Annotated in this window: 15 protein-coding genes; 8 read left to right on the top strand and 7 right to left on the bottom strand. The window is 62.7% G+C overall.

Translation table 11 applies throughout. The features are described 5' to 3' along the window. The first annotated feature begins 161 nt into the window (after positions 1-161). Genes topA through DT068_RS20220 form a run of 3 tightly spaced genes read left to right on the top strand, consistent with a single transcriptional unit; the run spans position 162 to position 5,798 of the window. The gene (topA, locus tag DT068_RS20230; RefSeq protein ID WP_119391702.1) at positions 162-2,813 is read left to right on the top strand and encodes a type I DNA topoisomerase; all 2,652 of its coding nucleotides are present in this window, start codon (positions 162-164) and stop codon (positions 2,811-2,813) included. Then, complete coding sequence (gene rnr / locus DT068_RS20225; RefSeq protein WP_119391701.1) at positions 2,806-5,073, top strand: ribonuclease R; 2,268 nt, start codon at positions 2,806-2,808, stop codon at positions 5,071-5,073. Before topA ends, rnr begins: the two co-directional genes overlap by 8 nt. Then, positions 5,070-5,798, top strand: coding sequence for an NUDIX hydrolase (locus DT068_RS20220; RefSeq protein ID WP_119391700.1), 729 nt, complete (start codon positions 5,070-5,072; stop codon positions 5,796-5,798). The genes rnr and DT068_RS20220 overlap by 4 nt, the downstream gene beginning before the upstream one ends. Here DT068_RS20220 and DT068_RS20215 read toward each other — a convergent pair. Then, positions 5,795-6,397: a L,D-transpeptidase gene (locus DT068_RS20215; protein ID WP_119391699.1), complete on the bottom strand. Its 603-nt coding sequence runs from the start codon at positions 6,395-6,397 to the stop codon at positions 5,795-5,797. The two genes, DT068_RS20220 and DT068_RS20215, sit on opposite strands and share 4 nt — an antisense overlap. Before the next feature lie 56 nt (positions 6,398-6,453). Further along, positions 6,454-6,963: a 2-amino-4-hydroxy-6-hydroxymethyldihydropteridine diphosphokinase gene (folK, locus tag DT068_RS20210; RefSeq protein ID WP_119391698.1), complete on the bottom strand. Its 510-nt coding sequence runs from the start codon at positions 6,961-6,963 to the stop codon at positions 6,454-6,456. Between the two features lie 66 nt (positions 6,964-7,029). Here folK and DT068_RS20205 point away from each other — a divergent pair, with 66 nt between their 5' ends. Further along, complete coding sequence (locus DT068_RS20205; RefSeq protein ID WP_119391697.1) at positions 7,030-7,641, top strand: LabA-like NYN domain-containing protein; 612 nt, start codon at positions 7,030-7,032, stop codon at positions 7,639-7,641. Then, complete coding sequence (locus tag DT068_RS20200; RefSeq protein ID WP_119391696.1) at positions 7,638-8,282, top strand: uracil-DNA glycosylase; 645 nt, start codon at positions 7,638-7,640, stop codon at positions 8,280-8,282. Before DT068_RS20205 ends, DT068_RS20200 begins: the two co-directional genes overlap by 4 nt. A 42-nt stretch (positions 8,283-8,324) precedes the next feature. Here DT068_RS20200 and smpB read toward each other — a convergent pair whose 3' ends face one another. After that, a complete protein-coding gene (smpB, locus tag DT068_RS20195) occupies positions 8,325-8,822 on the bottom strand; it encodes an SsrA-binding protein SmpB (RefSeq protein WP_119391695.1) in 498 nt (165 codons plus the stop codon). A gap of 7 nt (positions 8,823-8,829) precedes the next feature. Then, positions 8,830-9,711, bottom strand: coding sequence for a 4-hydroxy-tetrahydrodipicolinate synthase (gene dapA / locus DT068_RS20190; protein WP_368904853.1), 882 nt, complete (start codon positions 9,709-9,711; stop codon positions 8,830-8,832). A gap of 278 nt (positions 9,712-9,989) precedes the next feature. Between dapA and DT068_RS20185 the strand changes: the two genes are divergently transcribed. Together DT068_RS20185 and DT068_RS20180 are read left to right on the top strand one after the other, a co-directional pair. After that, positions 9,990-12,014: a lytic transglycosylase domain-containing protein gene (locus DT068_RS20185; protein ID WP_162914335.1), complete on the top strand. Its 2,025-nt coding sequence runs from the start codon at positions 9,990-9,992 to the stop codon at positions 12,012-12,014. Positions 12,015-12,017: 3 nt separating this feature from the next. After that, positions 12,018-12,881 (top strand): alpha/beta fold hydrolase, encoded by an 864-nt coding sequence (locus tag DT068_RS20180; protein WP_119391692.1) that lies wholly within the window; start codon positions 12,018-12,020, stop codon positions 12,879-12,881. A gap of 7 nt (positions 12,882-12,888) precedes the next feature. Here the strand turns inward: DT068_RS20180 and DT068_RS20175 are convergent, their stop codons facing one another. Genes DT068_RS20175 through DT068_RS20170 form a run of 3 tightly spaced genes read right to left on the bottom strand, consistent with a single transcriptional unit; the run spans position 12,889 to position 16,008 of the window. Continuing rightward, positions 12,889-13,446, bottom strand: coding sequence for a helix-hairpin-helix domain-containing protein (locus DT068_RS20175; RefSeq protein WP_119391691.1), 558 nt, complete (start codon positions 13,444-13,446; stop codon positions 12,889-12,891). Positions 13,447-13,449: 3 nt separating this feature from the next. Further along, positions 13,450-13,578, bottom strand: a complete 129-nt coding sequence (locus DT068_RS28400) for a hypothetical protein (protein WP_368904852.1) — start codon at positions 13,576-13,578, stop codon at positions 13,450-13,452. A 12-nt stretch (positions 13,579-13,590) separates the two neighbouring features. Continuing rightward, positions 13,591-16,008 (bottom strand): Ig-like domain-containing protein, encoded by a 2,418-nt coding sequence (locus tag DT068_RS20170; RefSeq protein ID WP_119391690.1) that lies wholly within the window; start codon positions 16,006-16,008, stop codon positions 13,591-13,593. 393 nt (positions 16,009-16,401) lie between these two features. Here DT068_RS20170 and DT068_RS20165 point away from each other — a divergent pair, with 393 nt between their 5' ends. Further along, positions 16,402-17,694 carry a porin gene (locus DT068_RS20165; RefSeq protein ID WP_162914334.1) on the top strand — a complete coding sequence of 431 codons (1,293 nt, stop codon included), beginning with the start codon at positions 16,402-16,404 and terminating at the stop codon, positions 17,692-17,694. Positions 17,695-17,817: the final 123 nt, after the last annotated feature.

The raw sequence follows: 17,817 nt of genomic DNA, 5'->3' as shown, positions 1-17,817 counted from the left end.
CCTATATACGGAACGCTCATAGGATCTATCTTCATAGTTGCATTATACAACTTAAGGATGTTTTTTCTGCAAGGATTTGGCATCCATCCCCGCCCTGGTGGGCTTGCGGGCCTGAAACGATACCTATATGAGCCCCGTCCTAGTTTTTTGAACGCAAGATAATGACAGTCGTCGTCGTCGAATCGCCTGCAAAGGCCAAAACGATCAACAAGTACTTGGGCAAGGACTTCACCGTCCTGGCCTCCTATGGGCATGTGCGCGACCTGCCGCCCAAGGATGGGTCGGTGCGCCCGGACGAAGACTTTGCCATGTCCTGGGAAGTCGACGGCAAATCTGCCAAACGCATGGCCGACATCGCCGCGGCGCTCAAGGACAGCGACCGGCTGATCCTCGCCACCGACCCTGATCGCGAAGGCGAAGCCATTTCCTGGCATGTGCTGGAAATCCTGAAGAAGAAGGGAGCTCTCAAGGGCAAGGATATCGACCGGGTCGTCTTCAACGCGATCACCAAGCAATCGGTGCTTGATGCGATGAAGAACCCGCGACAGGTCGACCCTGCCCTGGTCGATGCCTATCTCGCCCGCCGCGCCCTCGACTATCTGGTCGGCTTTACCCTGTCGCCCGTCCTGTGGCGCAAACTGCCAGGTTCGCGCTCGGCCGGGCGCGTCCAATCCGTGGCGTTGCGGCTCATCTGCGACCGCGAGCTCGAGATCGAGGCCTTCAAGGCGCAGGAATACTGGACCATCGACGGCGCCTTCACCTCGCCCCGGGGCGATGCGTTCGGCGCCCGCCTCAACAGCATCGAAGGCAAACGGCTCGGCAAGCTCGACATCGGGAATGAAGCGTCGGCCAAAGCCATTGTCTCCGCCCTTCATGGCGCGCGCTTCGCCGTCGACACGATCGACTCGAAGCCGGTCAAGCGCCACCCCTACCCGCCCTTCCGCACCGCGACGCTTCAGCAGGAGGCCTCGCGCAAGCTCGGCTTCTCCTCCGCCAAGACGATGCAGATCGCCCAGCGCCTCTATGAAGGCGTCAGCATCGGCGGCGAGGTGACCGGCCTCATTACATATATGCGCACCGACGGCGTCGATCTCGCCGGCGAAGCGATCGCGGCGACCCGCAATGCCATCCTCAAGCGTTTCGGCGAACCCTATCTGCCTTCGGTGCCGCGCAAATACACGACCAAGGCCAAGAATGCGCAGGAAGCGCATGAGGCCATCCGGCCGACCGACCTGTTCCGCTTCCCGGAAAATGTCCGCCGCAATCTCGATCCGGACCAGATGGCGCTTTATGAGCTCATCTGGAAACGCACCATCGCGAGCCAGATGGAAAGTGCCGAGATCGAGCGCACCACGGCCGATATCGGCGCCAAAGGATCGGACGGAAAAGCCTATTCCTTCCGCGCCACCGGTTCGGTGGTGAAGTTCGACGGCTTCCTCAAGCTCTATCAGGAAGGCCTTGATGACGAGGAAGACGAGGACGCGAAGCGCCTGCCCGTTCTGGCGCGCGGCGATGGCGTCGGCGTCCAGTCGATCACGCCTGAGCAGCATTTCACCGAACCGCCGCCCCGCTATTCGGAAGCCTCGCTCATCAAGAAGATGGAAGAGCTCGGCATCGGCCGGCCTTCGACTTATACCGCTATCCTCTCGACCTTGCGCGACCGCGGTTATGTAAGGCTCGACAAGAAGCGCCTGATCCCGGAAGACAAAGGCCGGCTCGTCACGGCGTTCCTCGAAGCCTTCTTCAAGCGCTATGTCGAATATGACTTCACCGCCAATCTCGAAGAGCAGCTCGATCGCGTCTCCAATGGCGAGATCGACTGGAAAGCGGTGTTGCGCGATTTCTGGCGGGATTTCACCGGCGCGGTCGGCGATATCCAGGATCTGCGCATCACCAATGTGCTCGACGCGCTGAACGAGATCCTTGGCCCGCATGTGTTCCCGGAACGCGCCGATGGCGTGCCGGCACGTACATGCCCTTCCTGCAGCAATGGGCAATTATCGCTCAAGCTCGGCAAGTTCGGCGCCTTTGTCGGCTGCTCGAACTATCCCGACTGCCGCTATACCCGCCAGATCACCGCCGGCAACGGCTCCGGCGAAGCGGTGCCGGCGGAAGGCATTCTCATCGGCCATGATCCGGAGACCGGCCTCGCCGTGACGCGCCGCGATGGCCGTTTCGGTCCCTATCTGCAATTAGGCGAAGCGACCGAGGACGAGAAGCCCCGGCGCGCCTCGATCCCCAAGAAGAGCGACCCGTCCAGCATCGATCTCGAAACGGCGTTGCGGCTTTTGTCGCTGCCGCGCGAAGTCGGATTGCATCCTGAGACCGGCAAGCCGATCGTCGCCAATTTCGGCCGTTTCGGCCCCTTCATCCTGCATGACGGCCTCTACGCCACGCTCAAGGATCCCGAGGACGTCTATACGATCGGCCTCAACCGCGCCGTCGATCTCATCGCCGAGAAGAAAGAGAAGAGCGCCAACCGCAAGCGGCCCGGCGCGCTCAAGGAACTTGGCGAACATCCCGATGGCGGTCCGATCCATGTGATGACGGGCCGTTACGGGCCTTATGTCAAATGGGGCAAGGTCAATGCCACCTTGCCGGGCGACAAGGCGCCGGAAGAGACGACCCTCGAAGAGGCGATAGCACTCATCGCGGCGCGTGCCGGGAAGGGCAAGGCCAGGAAGGCTGCCGCCAAGAAGCCGGCAGCGCCCAAAGCCGCAAAGGCCGCGAAGCCTGCCAAGGCGGCCAAACCCACAACCAAAACACCCAAGCGCAGCAAAAAGTCTGCGACACAAGATAAAGTAAATGCCTAAACCTAGGGCTCAGAAGCCCAAACCAATATCATCCACCCTCCCCACTGCCGAACAGCTTATCGATTTCATAGAGACCAGCCCTGGAAAAGTGGGCAAGCGCGAGATCGCGCGCGCGTTCAACATCAAGGGCAATGACCGGATCACGCTCAAGCGGCTCATCAAGGAGCTGGAGCGCGACGGCAAGCTCAAGCGCTCCGGCCGCGCCGTCGCCAAAGTGGGCGAATTGCCGCCCGTCACCGTCATCGAGATCACCGGCCGCGACCGGGACGGCGAGCTGATCGCCGCACCCGCCGAATGGGACGAAACGGCCTCAGGGCCGCCGCCCAGGATCCTCATCATTGCGCAAGCCGCCAGGGGAACGCGCGAAGAGTCGCTGCCACCCGCTGTCGGCGACCGTGTCCTCGCCAAGCTGGAGTCCGGCAAGGACCCGCATTTTCCCTATACCGCCCGCGTCATCCGCAAGCTTGCCGGACGAAACTCGCGTGTGCTCGGCATCTTCCGCCATTCGAAAGGGCAAGGTGCGCGCATCATCCCCATCGACAAGAAAGCGCGCCATGAACTGCAGGTCCAGCCAGGCCAGGACAATGGTGCCCAGCCGGGCGAACTCGTCTCCGTCGAGGTCATGCGCGGGCGCGGCCAGGGCCTCCCCACGGCACGCGTCAGGGAACGGCTTGGCGACATCACCAGCCAGCGAAACATCTCGCTGATTGCCATCGAGCATCACGGCATTCCCTCGGAATTCCCGGCCCGCGTCATCGACGAGGCGGAGGCGCTCAAGCCCTTCTCGCAAGGCAAGCGCGTCGATCTCCGCCACATCCCCCTCATCACCATCGATCCGCCCGATGCGCGCGATCATGACGATGCCGTGTGGGCCGAGCCCGACGACGACCCCAAGAACGAGGGCGGGATCAAGGTCATCGTTGCCATCGCGGATGTGGCGACCTATGTACACCCCGGCTCGGCGCTCGACCGCGAGGCGCGCATCAGAGGCAACTCCGTCTATTTCCCCGACCGCGTCGTGCCGATGCTGCCCGAGCGCATCTCCAACGATCTCTGCTCGCTGCGCGAGAAAGCGGATCGCCCGTGCCTCGCCTGCTACATGACTTTCGACCGCAATGGCACGAAGCGGAAACATCACTTCGTCCGCGCCGTCATGCGCTCGGCGGCGAAGCTCTCCTATCAGCAGGCGCAGGCCGCTATCGACGGGCGCCCCGACGACAAGACCGCCCCCCTGCTCGCTGCGGTCCTGCGGCCGCTTTGGGCGGCCTACAAAGTCGTTCTCAAGGGACGCAACAAGCGCGAACCGCTGGAACTCGACTTGCCCGAGCGCAAGCTCATCCTCGATGCCCATGGGCTGATCGAGCGTGTCGTCACCCCGGAGCGGCTCGATGCGCACAAGCTCATCGAAGAATTCATGATCCAGGCCAATGTCGCCGCGGCCGAAACGCTGGAGGAGCGCAAGACACCGCTTCTCTTCCGCGTTCATGCGGAGCCGGCGGAGGAGAAGATCCGCAGCCTCGGCGAATTCCTCAAGACTGTCGGCATCAACCTGGCCAAGGGCCAGCGCATGCAGCCCCGCCACTTCAACCAGATCCTGAAGCAGGTCGAAGGCAAGGATTACCAGCATGTGGTGAACGAGGTGGTTCTGCGCAGCCAGGCCCAGGCCATCTACGACACCGACAATATCGGGCATTTCGGCCTGCACTTGCGGCACTATGCGCATTTCACCTCGCCGATCCGGCGCTATGCTGACCTCATCGTGCATCGCGCTCTCATCTCCGCTCTCGATCTCGGCAGCGACGGGCTGTCGGCGGACGACATCGCCCAGATCAACGATACGGCCGAACTGGTGTCGGGCGCCGAGCGCCGCGCCATGGCGGCGGAGCGCGAAACCGTCGATCGCCTGATCGCCAGCCATCTCTCCTCGCAGATCGGCGCCCGCTTCCCGGGCAGGATCGGCGGCGTCGTATCGGCCGGCCTTTTCATCACCCTGAACGACACCGGCGCCGATGGCTTCATCCCCGCCGGCACGCTGGGCTCGGATTATTTCGTCTATGACGAGACGCGCCGTGCCTTGATCGGCGAGCGCAGCGGCGAGACCTACCAGCTCGGCGATCCAGTCGAGGTGCGGCTCGTCGAAGCGGCGCCCGTATCGGGCGGCCTCAGATTCGAGATGATCAGCGATGGCCTAAAGGGCAAGCCGGTATCGCGGCGATCGCTGCGCGGCCGTTCCTTCGGCCGTGGCAAGAGGCGTCCGTGAGCGGCGGCGATCCCGAGCTCAAGACCTCGCGCCAGTTCATGGAGGCGCAACGCCCGCGCGATTCGGCAACGCTGATCGTGGTTCGCCATGATGACAATGCGCCGCGCGTGCTGCTCGGCCAGCGCCATGGCAGCCATGCCTTCATGCCCAACATGTTCGTCTTTCCCGGCGGCCGGCTCGACACCGCCGACATGCGCCTCAAGGTGCAAAGCGAGCTTCACCCTCTCGTCCACGAAAAACTTCTCAAGCGCATGCGCGGGCGCGCCAGCCCGGCACGCGCCCGCGGGCTTGCCGTCGCCGCGGTCCGCGAGACCTATGAGGAAACGGGACTGTTCTTCGGCAACGTTGCGGAGACGGCCAACCTCCCCAACGAAGACTGGGACAGCATCCTCGCGGCGACGCCGCTCGATCTCTCGTACCTGCGCTTCTTTGCCCGCGCGATCACGCCGCCCGGACGGACACGGCGGTTCGATTCCCGCTTCTTCGTCAGCAATGCCCGGCATATCGGGAATATCGACAAGCCGCGCCATCCGGGTTCGGGCGAGCTCCTCACGCCGCACTGGTTCAGCTTCGCCGAGGCGCTGGAGCTCGAACTGCCCACGATCACCCGCGACATCCTGAAACGGCTGCGGCCCCTGATGGAGACGCAGCAGGATCTGCCGGCGGATCAGCCGGTGAGCTTCCAGTATTTCAGGGGCAAGAGCTGGCGCGAGGAAACGCTTTAATTTTCCACGACGACCCGAGCGCCGACCTCGACGCGATTGAACAGGTCGATCACTTCCTCATTGAGCAGCCTGATGCAGCCCGAGGACACCGCAAGCCCGATGCTCCAGGGCTGATTGGTGCCGTGGATTCGATACATGGTCTCGCCGATATAGAGCGCCCGGGCACCCAGCGGATTCTCAGGTCCACCGACCATATGGGCGGGGATGTAGTTGCCGCGCTGCTGCTCGCGCTCGATCATTTCCCGGGGCGGCCGCCAATCCGGCCATTTCGCCTTCCTGGTGATCTTGTCGGTGCCCGACCAGGTGAAGCCTTCGCGCCCGACTCCAATGCCATATTGAATGGCGCGGCCTTCCGGCAGCACGTAATAGAGCTTGCGTTCGCTGGTGCGGATGATGATCGTGCCCGGCGCCAGGGGGGTTGAGAAATCGACGGTTTCCTTGCCGCGATAGGTGCTGCGCCGCTTCTGCGGCTTGGTCGCGTTGCCCATGCCGCCAATGATCTGGAATGTGTCGGTGGAAAATCTGATCGGTTCGGCCGCAACCGGCACGATCAATACCGTCAGGGCAGCAATGCCCGCCACTACCCCCAGGATACGCATACTCACCAACCCACCGTCGCCAACACGTGCAGACTCCGGAGAATGAAGATTACTGGTTAAGACTCCCTTTCGGGCGTCTTATCAAAGACAATTCCGCCGCGCGAAAAGCCCGATAGGAGCCGGCGCATGGCCTGCGCCGTGCGCCGCGTCACCGGATGGCGCCATTGCGGCGCGATCTCCATCAGGGGCGCCAGGACGAAATCGCGCTCGGCAATGCCCGGATGGGGCAACTTCAAGGAACCGCGGCGGATGAGCCCATGATAGTCGAGAAGGTCGAGATCGAGGGTGCGAGGTCCCCAGCGCATCCGCCGGCGCCGCCCGGCCAAGCGCTCGATGTCATGCAAGTGCAGCATGAGCGCCGCTGGCGGCATGGCGGTGGTGATCCGGGCCACCGCATTGACGAAGCTCGGCTGGTTGATCTTGCCGAAAGGCGATGTCTGGACCAGCGCGGACGCCCTGACCAGCCGGGTGCCGCCGCGGTCGAGCTCGCGCAAGGCGCGCATCACCGTCTCCTTGGGGCTGCCCCAGGGACCGGTCACATTGCTGCCAAGACCAACAAGGATCATAATTAGCCTTGAGCCCCGCCGCTCAAGCGATTATCAAGACACTGTTTCAAATAGGAGATTTCAATCATGAATTTTTATCAGGACGAACGCGTAGCGCTTTTTATCGACGGTGCCAATCTTTACGCAACAGCAAAATCCTTAGGCTTCGACATCGACTACCGGCGCCTCCTCGGCTTCTTCCGCAAACGCTCGCGGCTGATCCGGGCGATCTACTATACCGCCCTCATGGAGGATGCCGAATATTCGCCGATCAGACCCCTGATCGACTGGCTCGATTACAACGGCTACCGGGTCGTCACCAAGCCCGCCAAGGAATTCACCGACTCGCTGGGACGGCGCAAGGTGAAAGGCAATATGGATATCGAGCTCGCCATCGACGTGATGCAGCTGGCCGACAATCTCGACCACGTCGTGCTGTTCTCCGGTGACGGTGACTTCCGCTCGCTGATCTCGGCCGTGCAGGCAAAGGGCCGGCGCACCAGCGTCGTCTCGACCCTCACCACCAGACCACCGATGGTGGCGGATGAATTGCGCCGCCAGGCCGACCAGTTCATCGACTTGGCCGACCTGCGGGATGAGATCGGGCGCGAGCCGAATGAGCGCCAGGAAAGGGCGCGCGAGCGCCAGCATGCGCCGGCACAGAATGCCGGGTCCTTCGAGGACTTCGCCGATATCTGAGCGCTGCAGCGGTGACACCTTCGCCCGACTGCCCGCTCTGCCCCCGACTCGCCTCCTTCCGCGATACTCAGCGGGCTGATCATGCCGACTGGTTCAATGCGCCGGTTCCTTCCTTCGGCGACAGGGAGGCGCGACTTCTCATCGTTGGGCTGGCGCCTGGCCTGCGCGGCGCCAACCGGACCGGCCGGCCTTTCACCGGAGATTATGCCGGCGATCTCCTCTATACGACATTGCTGCGCTTCGGCTTCGCCCGCGGCGTCTATCGCGCCGATCCGCAGGACGGCCTCGCCCTCGTCGACTGCCTGATCACCAATGCGGTGCGCTGCGTTCCGCCTGAGAACAAGCCGCTGCCGGCCGAGATCAAGACCTGCAACACATTTCTCAGAGACCAGATTGGCACGCTACCGCGCCTTGCCGCGATCGTAGCGCTGGGCCGGATCGCGCATGATGCGACGCTGACATCGCTCGGTGCCAAGAAATCCCACCATGCCTTCGGTCATGGGGCGCAGCACAAAATCGGCGCGGTGACCCTCTTCGACAGCTATCACTGCTCGCGCTACAATACGAATACGGGTGTGCTTACAACCGAAATGTTCGAGAGCGTCTTCGCGCAGGTGCGTGCTTCACTCCCTTCGCCCTGAGGCGCGAGCGCAATTCGCTCCATTTCGTCATAGCGAGTTGGGTTACCCGCGCTCGCGCAGCAGACGTGCTTTTTCGCGATTCCAGTTGCGGTCCTTGATCGCATCACGCTTGTCATGCAGCTTCTTGCCGCGCGCCAGGGCGATACCGACCTTGGCGCGGCCGCGCGCATTCATATAGACGCGCAACGGCACGATGGTGAGGCCTTCGCGCAGCACGCCGCCCGACAACTTGTCGATCTCGCGCGCATGCAGCAGCAATTTGCGCGGCCGCTTGGTCTCGTGATTGAAGCGGTTGGCCTCGCGATATTCCGGAATATAGGCATTGACGAGGAAGAGTTCGCCGTCATTCACCGCCGCATAGGATTCAGCGATATTCGCCTTGCCTTCGCGCAGCGACTTGACTTCCGAGCCTTTCAGCTCGATGCCGGCCTCATAGGTGTCGATAATCTCATAGTCGAAACGGGCGCGGCGGTTGTCGGCGACGACCTTGATGCCGTCCTCCTTGCGCGAGGCCTTCGTTCCACCGCTCTTCGACGACATGGTGTCCTCAGTTCAGGAGACCTGCGTGGACCATGGCGGCGCGCACCTGCTTCTTGCACGCATCCGAAGGTCCGACCAGCGGCAGCCTGATGTCGGGCTGGCAGTGGCCGAGCAGGCTCACCGCATATTTGACCGGCGAGGGCGAGGTCTCGATGAACAGCGCCGTGTGCAGCGGCATCAGCCGGTCCTGCAATTTGAGCGCGGTGCGGTAGTCGCCGGCGAGCGTCGCGTTCTGGAATTCGGCACACAGGTGCGGCGCCACATTGGCCGTCACCGAAATGCACCCTACCCCGCCATGGGCGTTGAAGCCGAGCGCGGTGCCGTCCTCGCCCGAAAGCTGGATGAAGTCCTCGCCCGACATCTCGCGCTGGCGCGAGGGACGGGTGAGATCGGCGCTCGCATCCTTGGTGCCGATGATATTGGCGTGGTCCTTGGCGAGACGCGCCAGCGTCTCGACCGAGATATTTGCCACGGTGCGGCCCGGCACATTGTAGACGACGATGGGAATGTCGACCGCCCGGGCGATGGCGCTGAAATGCGCATAGATCCCGTCCTGGGTGGGCTTATTGTAATAAGGCACGACAATGAGGGCGGCATCGGCCTTCGCCTTCTTGGCGTGCTGGGTATATTCGATCGCTTCCTCGGTGTTGTTGGACCCGGTTCCGGCGATGACCGGCACGCGGCCCGCGGCCACCTCGACGGTGATCTCGATCACGCGCTTGTGTTCTTCCGGCGTGACGGTAGGCGATTCGCCCGTAGTGCCGACCGGAACTAGCCCGTGACTGCCCTCTTTGATCTGCCAATTCACGATTTTGCGGAACGCGTCCTCATCGACGCGGCCGTTCTTCATGGGCGTAATCAAAGCAGGAATAGAACCCTTGAGCTTCACGTTTCTGTCTCCGGTAAGAACTTGGCAACCATGCCCTGGCTAGAGTCCGAAAGTTCCGCCCAACAGCATGATTGTGCGGCACATTAGACGCTCGCCCCAGGACCGGCAAGCGCAGTAAAAAGGGCTGATTTGCCGGCCACAGGACGGTCGCAATTGGTTTATAGGCATTCAGGCCGACAGGGCCGACTGGCAGGGATATATCGATGATTCGGGGTTTTTCCGCACGTTTGCTGTTTATTGCGTTGATCGGGTCGACGGCGCTGGTTGCGACAGTCCCGATGAGCGCACCTGTCATCGCCGCCCCTCAGGTCAGCCGGGCCGCCGTCAGCGCGGCGGATGCCGCCTTCAACGGCAAATATCAGGATGCCGGCGCTTTCGCCCAACAGTCAGGCGACCCGGTCGCGGTCAAACTTGTCGAGCTGATCTATCTCAGGAACAATTGGAAGGAAGCGGGCTATAGCCGCATCATGGCCTTCCTCAGCGCGACGCCGCAATGGCCACTCTCCGAGACGCTGCTCAAACGCGCCGAGCAGAGCCTCTATGTGAACCGGGCGTCGGCCGAGACCGTGCTCAATCATTTCGACAAGCGCGCGCCCCTGTCGCCGGAAGGCACGCTTGCCTTGGCGCGGGCCCAGATGGCGATCGGCAATCCTGAAGCGGCGCGCAAGTCGGTCCGTCGGGTATGGCTCAACGAGACGCTCGACGCGGCGACGGAAAAGCAGATATCGAGCGAGTTTGGCGTGTTGCTGTCGAATGACGACCGCAAGGCGCGCATGTGGCGGTTGGTCTACAAGCAGGAGACCAATGCGGCGATCCGGGCGTCCAAGTCGCTCTCCGGCGACTACCAGAAAGCGGCAAAGGTGGCCCAGGCCCTGATCCGCGGCGCAGGCGGTGCCGAAAAGCAATATCAGTCGCTCTCCGGCGCCATGAAGCAGCAGCTCGGCATGCGCTACGCCCTGGCGCGCTACTACCGAAAGTCGAACAAAGAGAGCAAGGCGGCGCAGATCCTTCTCGACATTCCCGCCGATCACGCGGTGACCGGCGATGGTGAGGCCTGGTGGGTGGAACGCCGCCTCGTCGCGCGCATGCTGCTCGACCCGCGCCGGCCCGCCACGGCCAAGACGGCCTACCAGCTTGCCAAATCGCATGGCTTCGCCAATGGCGAGTATTTCGCGGAAGGCGAGTTCCTGGCCGGCTGGGTGGCGCTGCGTTTCCTCAAGGACGAGAAAACCGCGCTCCGGCACTTCACCAGGCTCAGGGACGGTGTCACGACACGCACCGACATGGCGCGCGCCACCTATTGGATCGGGCGCAGCTATGAAGCGATGGGCGACAAGGCCAATGCCAAGGCCGCCTATCGCGACGCGGCCCAGGTTCCGACCGTCTTTTACGGCCAGCTGGCGCGCGAAGAGCTCGGCATTGCCGGACAGCCCATCACCATCACCGGCGGACAGCCTTCCGCCGCGGCCCAGGCGCGCGTCGACAATGACGATATCATGCGCGCCTTCCAGATGGTCGCGCAGACTGGCCGTACGCGCGACCTCAACATGTTCCTGTGGTCATTGTCGAGCCGTTTCAAATCAAGCGACGAGATGAGCGCGGTTGCCCGCAACATGTCGAGCGCCGGCGGTCCCGCCATTTCGGTGCGGCTCGCGAAGCTCGCTGGCCAAAAAGGTGTGGATATCGATTATTGGGGCTATCCCACCAAGGCGATGCCCGACTGGCGCCAGATCGGCCCGCCGGTCGAGCGCGCCCTCGTCTACGGCCTGTCACGCCAGGAGAGCGAGTTCGATCCCAAGGCCGGCAGCAAGGTCGGCGCGCAGGGCCTGATGCAGCTGATGCCGGGAACGGCCAAGCTGGTGGCCAAGCAATATGGCCTCGCCTATGCGCCGGCCAAGCTCACCGGCGATCCGGCCTACAATGTCAAGCTGGGGGCCGCGCATCTCGGCGATCTCATCAATGAGTTCGGCGGGTCCTATATCCTGACGCTTGCCGCCTACAATGCCGGCCCGCGCCGCTCGCGCGAATGGGTCGAAGCGCATGGCGATCCGCGGTCCGGCAATGTCGACCCCATCGACTGGGTCGAGATGATTCCGTTCACCGAGACGCGCAACTATGTGCAGAAGGTGATGCAGAACGTCCATGTCTATCGCTCGCGCATCTCGCCCAAGACGATGCATGCGATGACGGCCGATCTCCGGCGCGGTGCGCCCGGCGCCATCGCGCTCGCCAATTCGGCCGAACCGGGATCCGCCAATTGCTCGGGCAGCAATATCGTCGAACTGATCACCGGTTGCGACTGATCCATGGGAGCATCCGCCTCCCATCGTGACATCCATTTCACCTCCGCCGACGGGCTGGCACTTTATGGGCGCGACTATCCGGCGGAGAGCGATGCGACACCCCTCCTCTGCCTTACCGGGCTGACACGCAATGTCCGTGATTTCGAGCCGCTGGCGCAGTGGCTCGCCGGCACGCGGCGCCTCATCGCCATGGATTATCGCGGTCGCGGACGCTCGGCCTATGGCGATCCCAAGACCTATCGTCCCGATGTCGAGCTGGCCGATGCGCTGAGACTTCTCGATGAGCTCGACATCGAGCGCGTGAATGTCGTCGGCACGTCGCGGGGCGGCATCATCGCGATGATCATGGCGGCGCAGTTCCCGCAGCGGCTCACCGGGGTCCTGCTCAACGATGTCGGTCCAGTCATCGAGAAGGCCTCGCTTCGCCGCATACGCAGCTATCTCGGCAAAGAGGCTGTGTTTGCGAGCTGGGCCGAGGCCGCGGCATCGCTCAAGCAGAACCATCCGGGTTTTGAAAGCCTGACCACGACCGAATGGCTTGCCTATGCAAGGCGCGTCTTCATCGAGAAGGCCGGGCGCATCACCAACGACTATGATCTGCGCCTTGCCGAGGCTTTTCCGACCGACGAGGAGATCGAGAAGGCGGAATCACCCGATCTGTGGCCCCTTTTCGATACGCTGCTGGCTGTTCCAGTGACAGTGCTCAGGGCGGAGCATTCCGATCTGTTGAGCGAAGCGACCGTGGCGCAGATGAAGAAGCGTCATTCGCAACTTGTCGCGCATACGATCAGGAATCGCGGCCACGTGCCCTTTCTGGATGAGCCGGATGCGCGTGCGGCGATCAGGTCATGGCTCGCCGTGGTGTGACTGATCCCTAGCTCTTCCGCGTCTTCGAGCCCGATTCCGTCTCGCCCTTCTGGTTGCGCAGCCCGCCGGTGCCATAGAGCCTGCGGAACTCGTCCTCATTGCCTTCGGCCAGAAGGCGCGCCTGCTCCGTCCATTCCTCGCGCAGGATGCGGCCATTGAACTTCAAATGATCGTCCACCCAGGCAATCTCTTCGCCGGTCCATGCGGCAATCTGGTCGAAATGGAAGAAGCCCAGCCCGTGCAGGGTCTTCTCGTTCTTGGGCCCGACGCCGCTGATGCGCTGCAGATTGTCCGGCTTGCCGGCACGCGCGCCGGCTATGCCTTTGGGCCGCGCGGGTGTAACGGCGCTCAGGGCTTCGGGCACCGCCGCAGCCGCCACCGGCTCCTGCTGCAGTGTTTCTGCAGCGGGCGCCACAGTGGTTTCGACCGAACCGCGCGCCGGGCTTTCGATCGCCAGCGCGCTCGCCTGCCCGCCGAACAGCCGGCGCAGAAGGCATCCGACAATGCAACCGATGAAGAAGGCCAGGAGTATCCACAAAGCGAGCTCGAGCATGAGATGTGACATGGATCAACGCCCCCCTTCGCGCGAGCATGTCATCCAGCCGACAATGACGCCGAGCACCAGCGCCGCGAGGAGCCAGAGCCAGTTCTGCTGCGCGAGGAATACCGTGTCGTGGAAGTTCCAGAAATCGACCATGGCAGCCTCCTTCTATTGCACGATCTTGATCTCGATGCGCCGGTTGCGGGCCCGTCCATCGTCAGTGTCGTTGCCGGCGACAGGAACGGTCTCGCCATAGCCCACGGCCGACAGACGGTCGCGCGCGATGCCGAACTCAGCCAGCGCATGCGAGACGGCGACGGCGCGCCGCTCGCTGAGCGCCTGATTGTAGGATTCAGAGCCGATATTGTCGGTGTGGCCGCCCACTTCGAGCTTCTTGTCCGGACAAGTCATGGCGATCGCCGCCAGATCCTTGATGATCGCCGAGGCCGCGGTCGTCACCGCCGATTTGTCCCGGTCGAAATGGATCGGGCGCTCCGCCAGAATCTTGGCCAGATCCGTATCGCAACTCGCCGCGGCTGGCGGCTCGGTCGGCGGCGGCGTGGGCGTTGTTCCCCCTGTCTCCTTGACCAGGATCTCGAAGCGGGTCTGGTCGGACGACGAGCGCCCCTGCCTGTCGACGGCGGTGACCGCGACATCGTAGCTTCCGGGTGCCAGCTTGCCTTCGACCGCGAGTGACCAGTTGCCTTTGCCATCCGAGGTCAAGGCAGCGTCCTTGCCAAGGGCCGCCGTCTTGCCATTGAAGCCGACGGTGAGACCAACGGCGTCGCCTTCGGGCCAGGTGCCGGCAATGGCGGCCGGGCTCTCGGCCCCGGAATAGAGCTTGACGGTGGGCGCCGCAGGGCCTGCGGCATCAATGACGAGCTCGTTCGTGGTCGTGTCGGTCACGATCTTGCCCGCCGCATCCGCCGTCTCGACCACCACATCATAAGTGCCGTCCGGCAAAGGCACCGGCAGCTTCAGGCTCCACTGGCCGGCAGCGGAGGTCAGTTCCTCATTGCTGCCGAAAACAGAGCTTTGCCCGGCGACCGCGACCTTAAGCGACTTTGCAACACCTTCAGCCCAGGTCCCGGTGATGGTCGGGCGCGCCACACCGGCGTTCTGCACCATGACGGTCGGGACCGCAATCTCCACCGGCGGCGGCTCCGGCTGGGGATCGCCGGCGATGACCAGCTCGTCCTTGCTGGTGTCCGCCGTCACATTGCCGAAGCCATCGACGGCCTCGACGATCACATCATAGGTGCCGGCCGCCAGTTTCTCGGCCGGCATGAGCGACCAGGTCTCACCTGTCGCCGTCAGGGCCGCGTCACTGCCCAGCGTATAGCTTTGCCCGGCGAGCGTCACCCTCAGGATTTTCGTGTCGGCGGGCGCATAGGTGCCGGTGACCGGCAGCGCCGTCACCCGATTGATGACCGGTGCCGCGGGCCCGGTGGCGTCGACCTCGATCTCGGCCACGGTCGCATCCCTGGCCTCCTTGCCGGCCGCATTCGTCACCTTCACGACGACGTCATAGATGCCATCCTTCAGTGGCGATGTGACATCGAGCTTCCAGTTGCCGAGACCATCGCTGGTAAGATTGCTGTCCGTGCCAAGCTCGTAGGTCTTGCCGCCGAGCGCGACCGAGAGACGGCTGTTCTGATCCTCGCCCCAAGTTCCCGAAACCAGCGGCGTCGAGTCATTGCCGGAATATCTGGCAACCGTCGGCGGCGCGGGCTCGCTCGAAATGGTGATCGCGCCAGGCATGTTGAGGCGGGCAGCGTTGCCGGCAAGATCGATGGCCTCGACGCTCAGATCATAGATACCATCGGCGAGCGGTGTGGGGAGCGTCAGCGTCCATGTGCCGGTCGAGGAAGTCAGTGCCGGGTCGCTGCCCAGCGTATAGGTCTTGTCAGCCAGGCCGACCTTCAGTGTCGAAGCATCACCCTCAGCCCAGCTTCCCGACAGGCTTTGCGGGGATTGCGAACTGCGGAAGGGCGCGAAGACCGGCTGCGGCGGCGCCACCGTATCGATCGTGATCTTGCCGGGCTCGACCGTCTTGGCGGTAGCGCCAGCGCCATCATCGACCGCGACCGAAATGTCATAGGCCCCGTCCTTCAGGGGCTCGGCCGGCGTCAAGCTCCAGTTGCCGGCACCATCCGATTTCAGCTCCGCATCCTTGCCGAGCACGAAGCTTTTGTCCGGCAGGATGACGGACAGGGTCTTGGCGAAGAGCTCCGGCCAGGTTCCCTTGATTTCAGGGCGGTCGTTGTTGGTCACGACCGATGTGACGGTCGGCAGGGCAAGAACGACCTTGGCGGGAGATGCATCCACGCGCCGCACACCCGCCGTGCCGGCAACGGCCTTCGCCGCCTCGTCGATGGCAATGCGTCCCGGAGCATCTCCGGCCAGAAGCGCGTCACGGCCATCGAAGCTCAGTTTTGCCCAATCGGCCTTGACCTCTGTGAGTCTGACCTTGCTCGCATCGGCCAGTTGCTGCTCGATGCCGCCGCTGCCGATCCACAACGCAGCCAGAAACGGCAAGAACGCCACCGGTGCCCACAGCAGCCATTTGCCCGGATTGCATTTCATCTGCCCAACCCCTTGCCCTTAGTCCCGATCGCCCCCGATATTGTTCTTTGCCCACAAGATCAGCGGGCTTGGCGAGTCGCCGCGCCATCTTTCAGGAATTTATGGCACTGGCCCCCGGTCAAAACAACGGGGCTTTGCCACCGTGCCCATATCCTGGGCAGGATTTGAGCCACCTCTCGCGATCCGTCTTGTAACTTGTTGTTTTGTATGGCGTTTTTTTGATCGCCCCGGCGAATATCGCACCCTGTTGCAAAGAGGACACATATGCCGAAATACAGATGACGCCGGATCAATATCGGTTGACGTTAGGAAGTGCTCCGGAGACTATGCCTAGTGTGATTCATCGCTTTCCCGATAGCGCAATTGGTCGGGAAAGGGGAAACGGGGGCAGACATGAAAAGAGCGAAGTGGGTACTCCTGGCCGGCGCGGCGATGACGATTGCAGCTGGGGCTGCTCGCGCCGACGATCTGGCGGGTCTCAAAGCCGAGATCGAAGCATTGCAGAACCGTGTTTCCCAGCTCGAGGCACAGCCGCAAGCGTCGATGCCGTCGGGCTACAGCCTCCTGTCGATCCGCGACGGTCAGGGCACCTATGAAGGCGTCCTCGCCGAGCGCAATGCCGACAAGGTGCGTGAGACTTCTGGCTTTACGCTCTCCGTCCTGCCGACGGCTGATGCCGCCCCGGTGGCAGAAGTGTCGGTGTCGGGTGAAATCCGCACAGCATTGATCTATACGAACACAGACGTCAGCTTTGCTTCCCTTGACGACAGTGAGGACAATCTCGACGTCGCGGTTCGCGGCCGTATCTTCATCAAGGGCAAGGTCGACACGGCGGTCGGTGAGGTCGGCGGCTATTTCCGCCTGCAAGCTTCCGGTGGCGGCAACTTCACGGACTATTCCGAGAGCGCCGTGATGAACAAGGCCTATGGCTGGTGGAAGTTCGCTCCGAATTGGGAGCTCATGGCCGGCTACAACGACAATACGGCTGCTCTGCAGGTGGGTTGGGACTGGGTCGCGGCAACCGGCCCGGTTAAGTCCTTCGGTCCTTCAAACATCAACAACGAGCAGTTCCGTCTGACCTACGGGTCCGGCCCGCTGTCATTCGCGATTTCGGTTGAGGATCCGGACAGTGCCAACGTCGATGACGACGACGAGACACCCAACACTGATGTGTCGGATCTGCCCGCACTGGAAGCTTATGCAATGTATTCAACGGACGCCTTTACCGTTCAGATTGCTGGCCTCGTTGAGGACGACGCTGTCGGCGATAGTCTCAACTGGGCGCTTGGCGGCGGCGCCACTGTCGGTATCTCGGATGGCTTCCGGATCACAGCAGCCGGCGTGCTCGGGGAAGGCACCAATCAATATGCCAACAACCTGTCATGGACTGGACCGGATGCGGACTTCTGGGCGGCATCGCTTGGCATTCTGGCTAACTTGTCGGAAGATACCCGCATCGAGCTCGGTGTGGGATATGAAGATTACGATAGCGAGATTGACCTTGGCGGCACCGCGCTTGGCTTCGGCGGTGGCATCTATTGGGATCCCGTTAGCCAGGTGACCGTGGGTGTCGGTGCTACCTATGTGGAAAGTGAGTCTGACGAAGTTTCCATCGGCGATGAGGAAGACAATATAGAGATCGACACGCTGGAAATCTTCTTCGGTACCTGGCTCAGATTCCCGTAAACTGCGGAAAATAAACAGAATCCACGGACAGCCGGCAAAAACCGGCCGTTTCGTCATTTTTGAGCCAACTGTTGCAACTATGCCGCACTGCTGTGTTCTTGTTCCTGCTGCCTTGTTCCCGAC

The sequence above is a fragment of the Taklimakanibacter lacteus genome (assembly GCA_003576695.1).
In the GTDB taxonomy this organism is placed as follows: domain Bacteria; phylum Pseudomonadota; class Alphaproteobacteria; order Rhizobiales; family Aestuariivirgaceae; genus Taklimakanibacter; species Taklimakanibacter lacteus.
The sequence above is the reverse complement of the archived record's forward strand: the minus strand, read 5'-3'. Positions and strand labels throughout refer to the sequence as shown.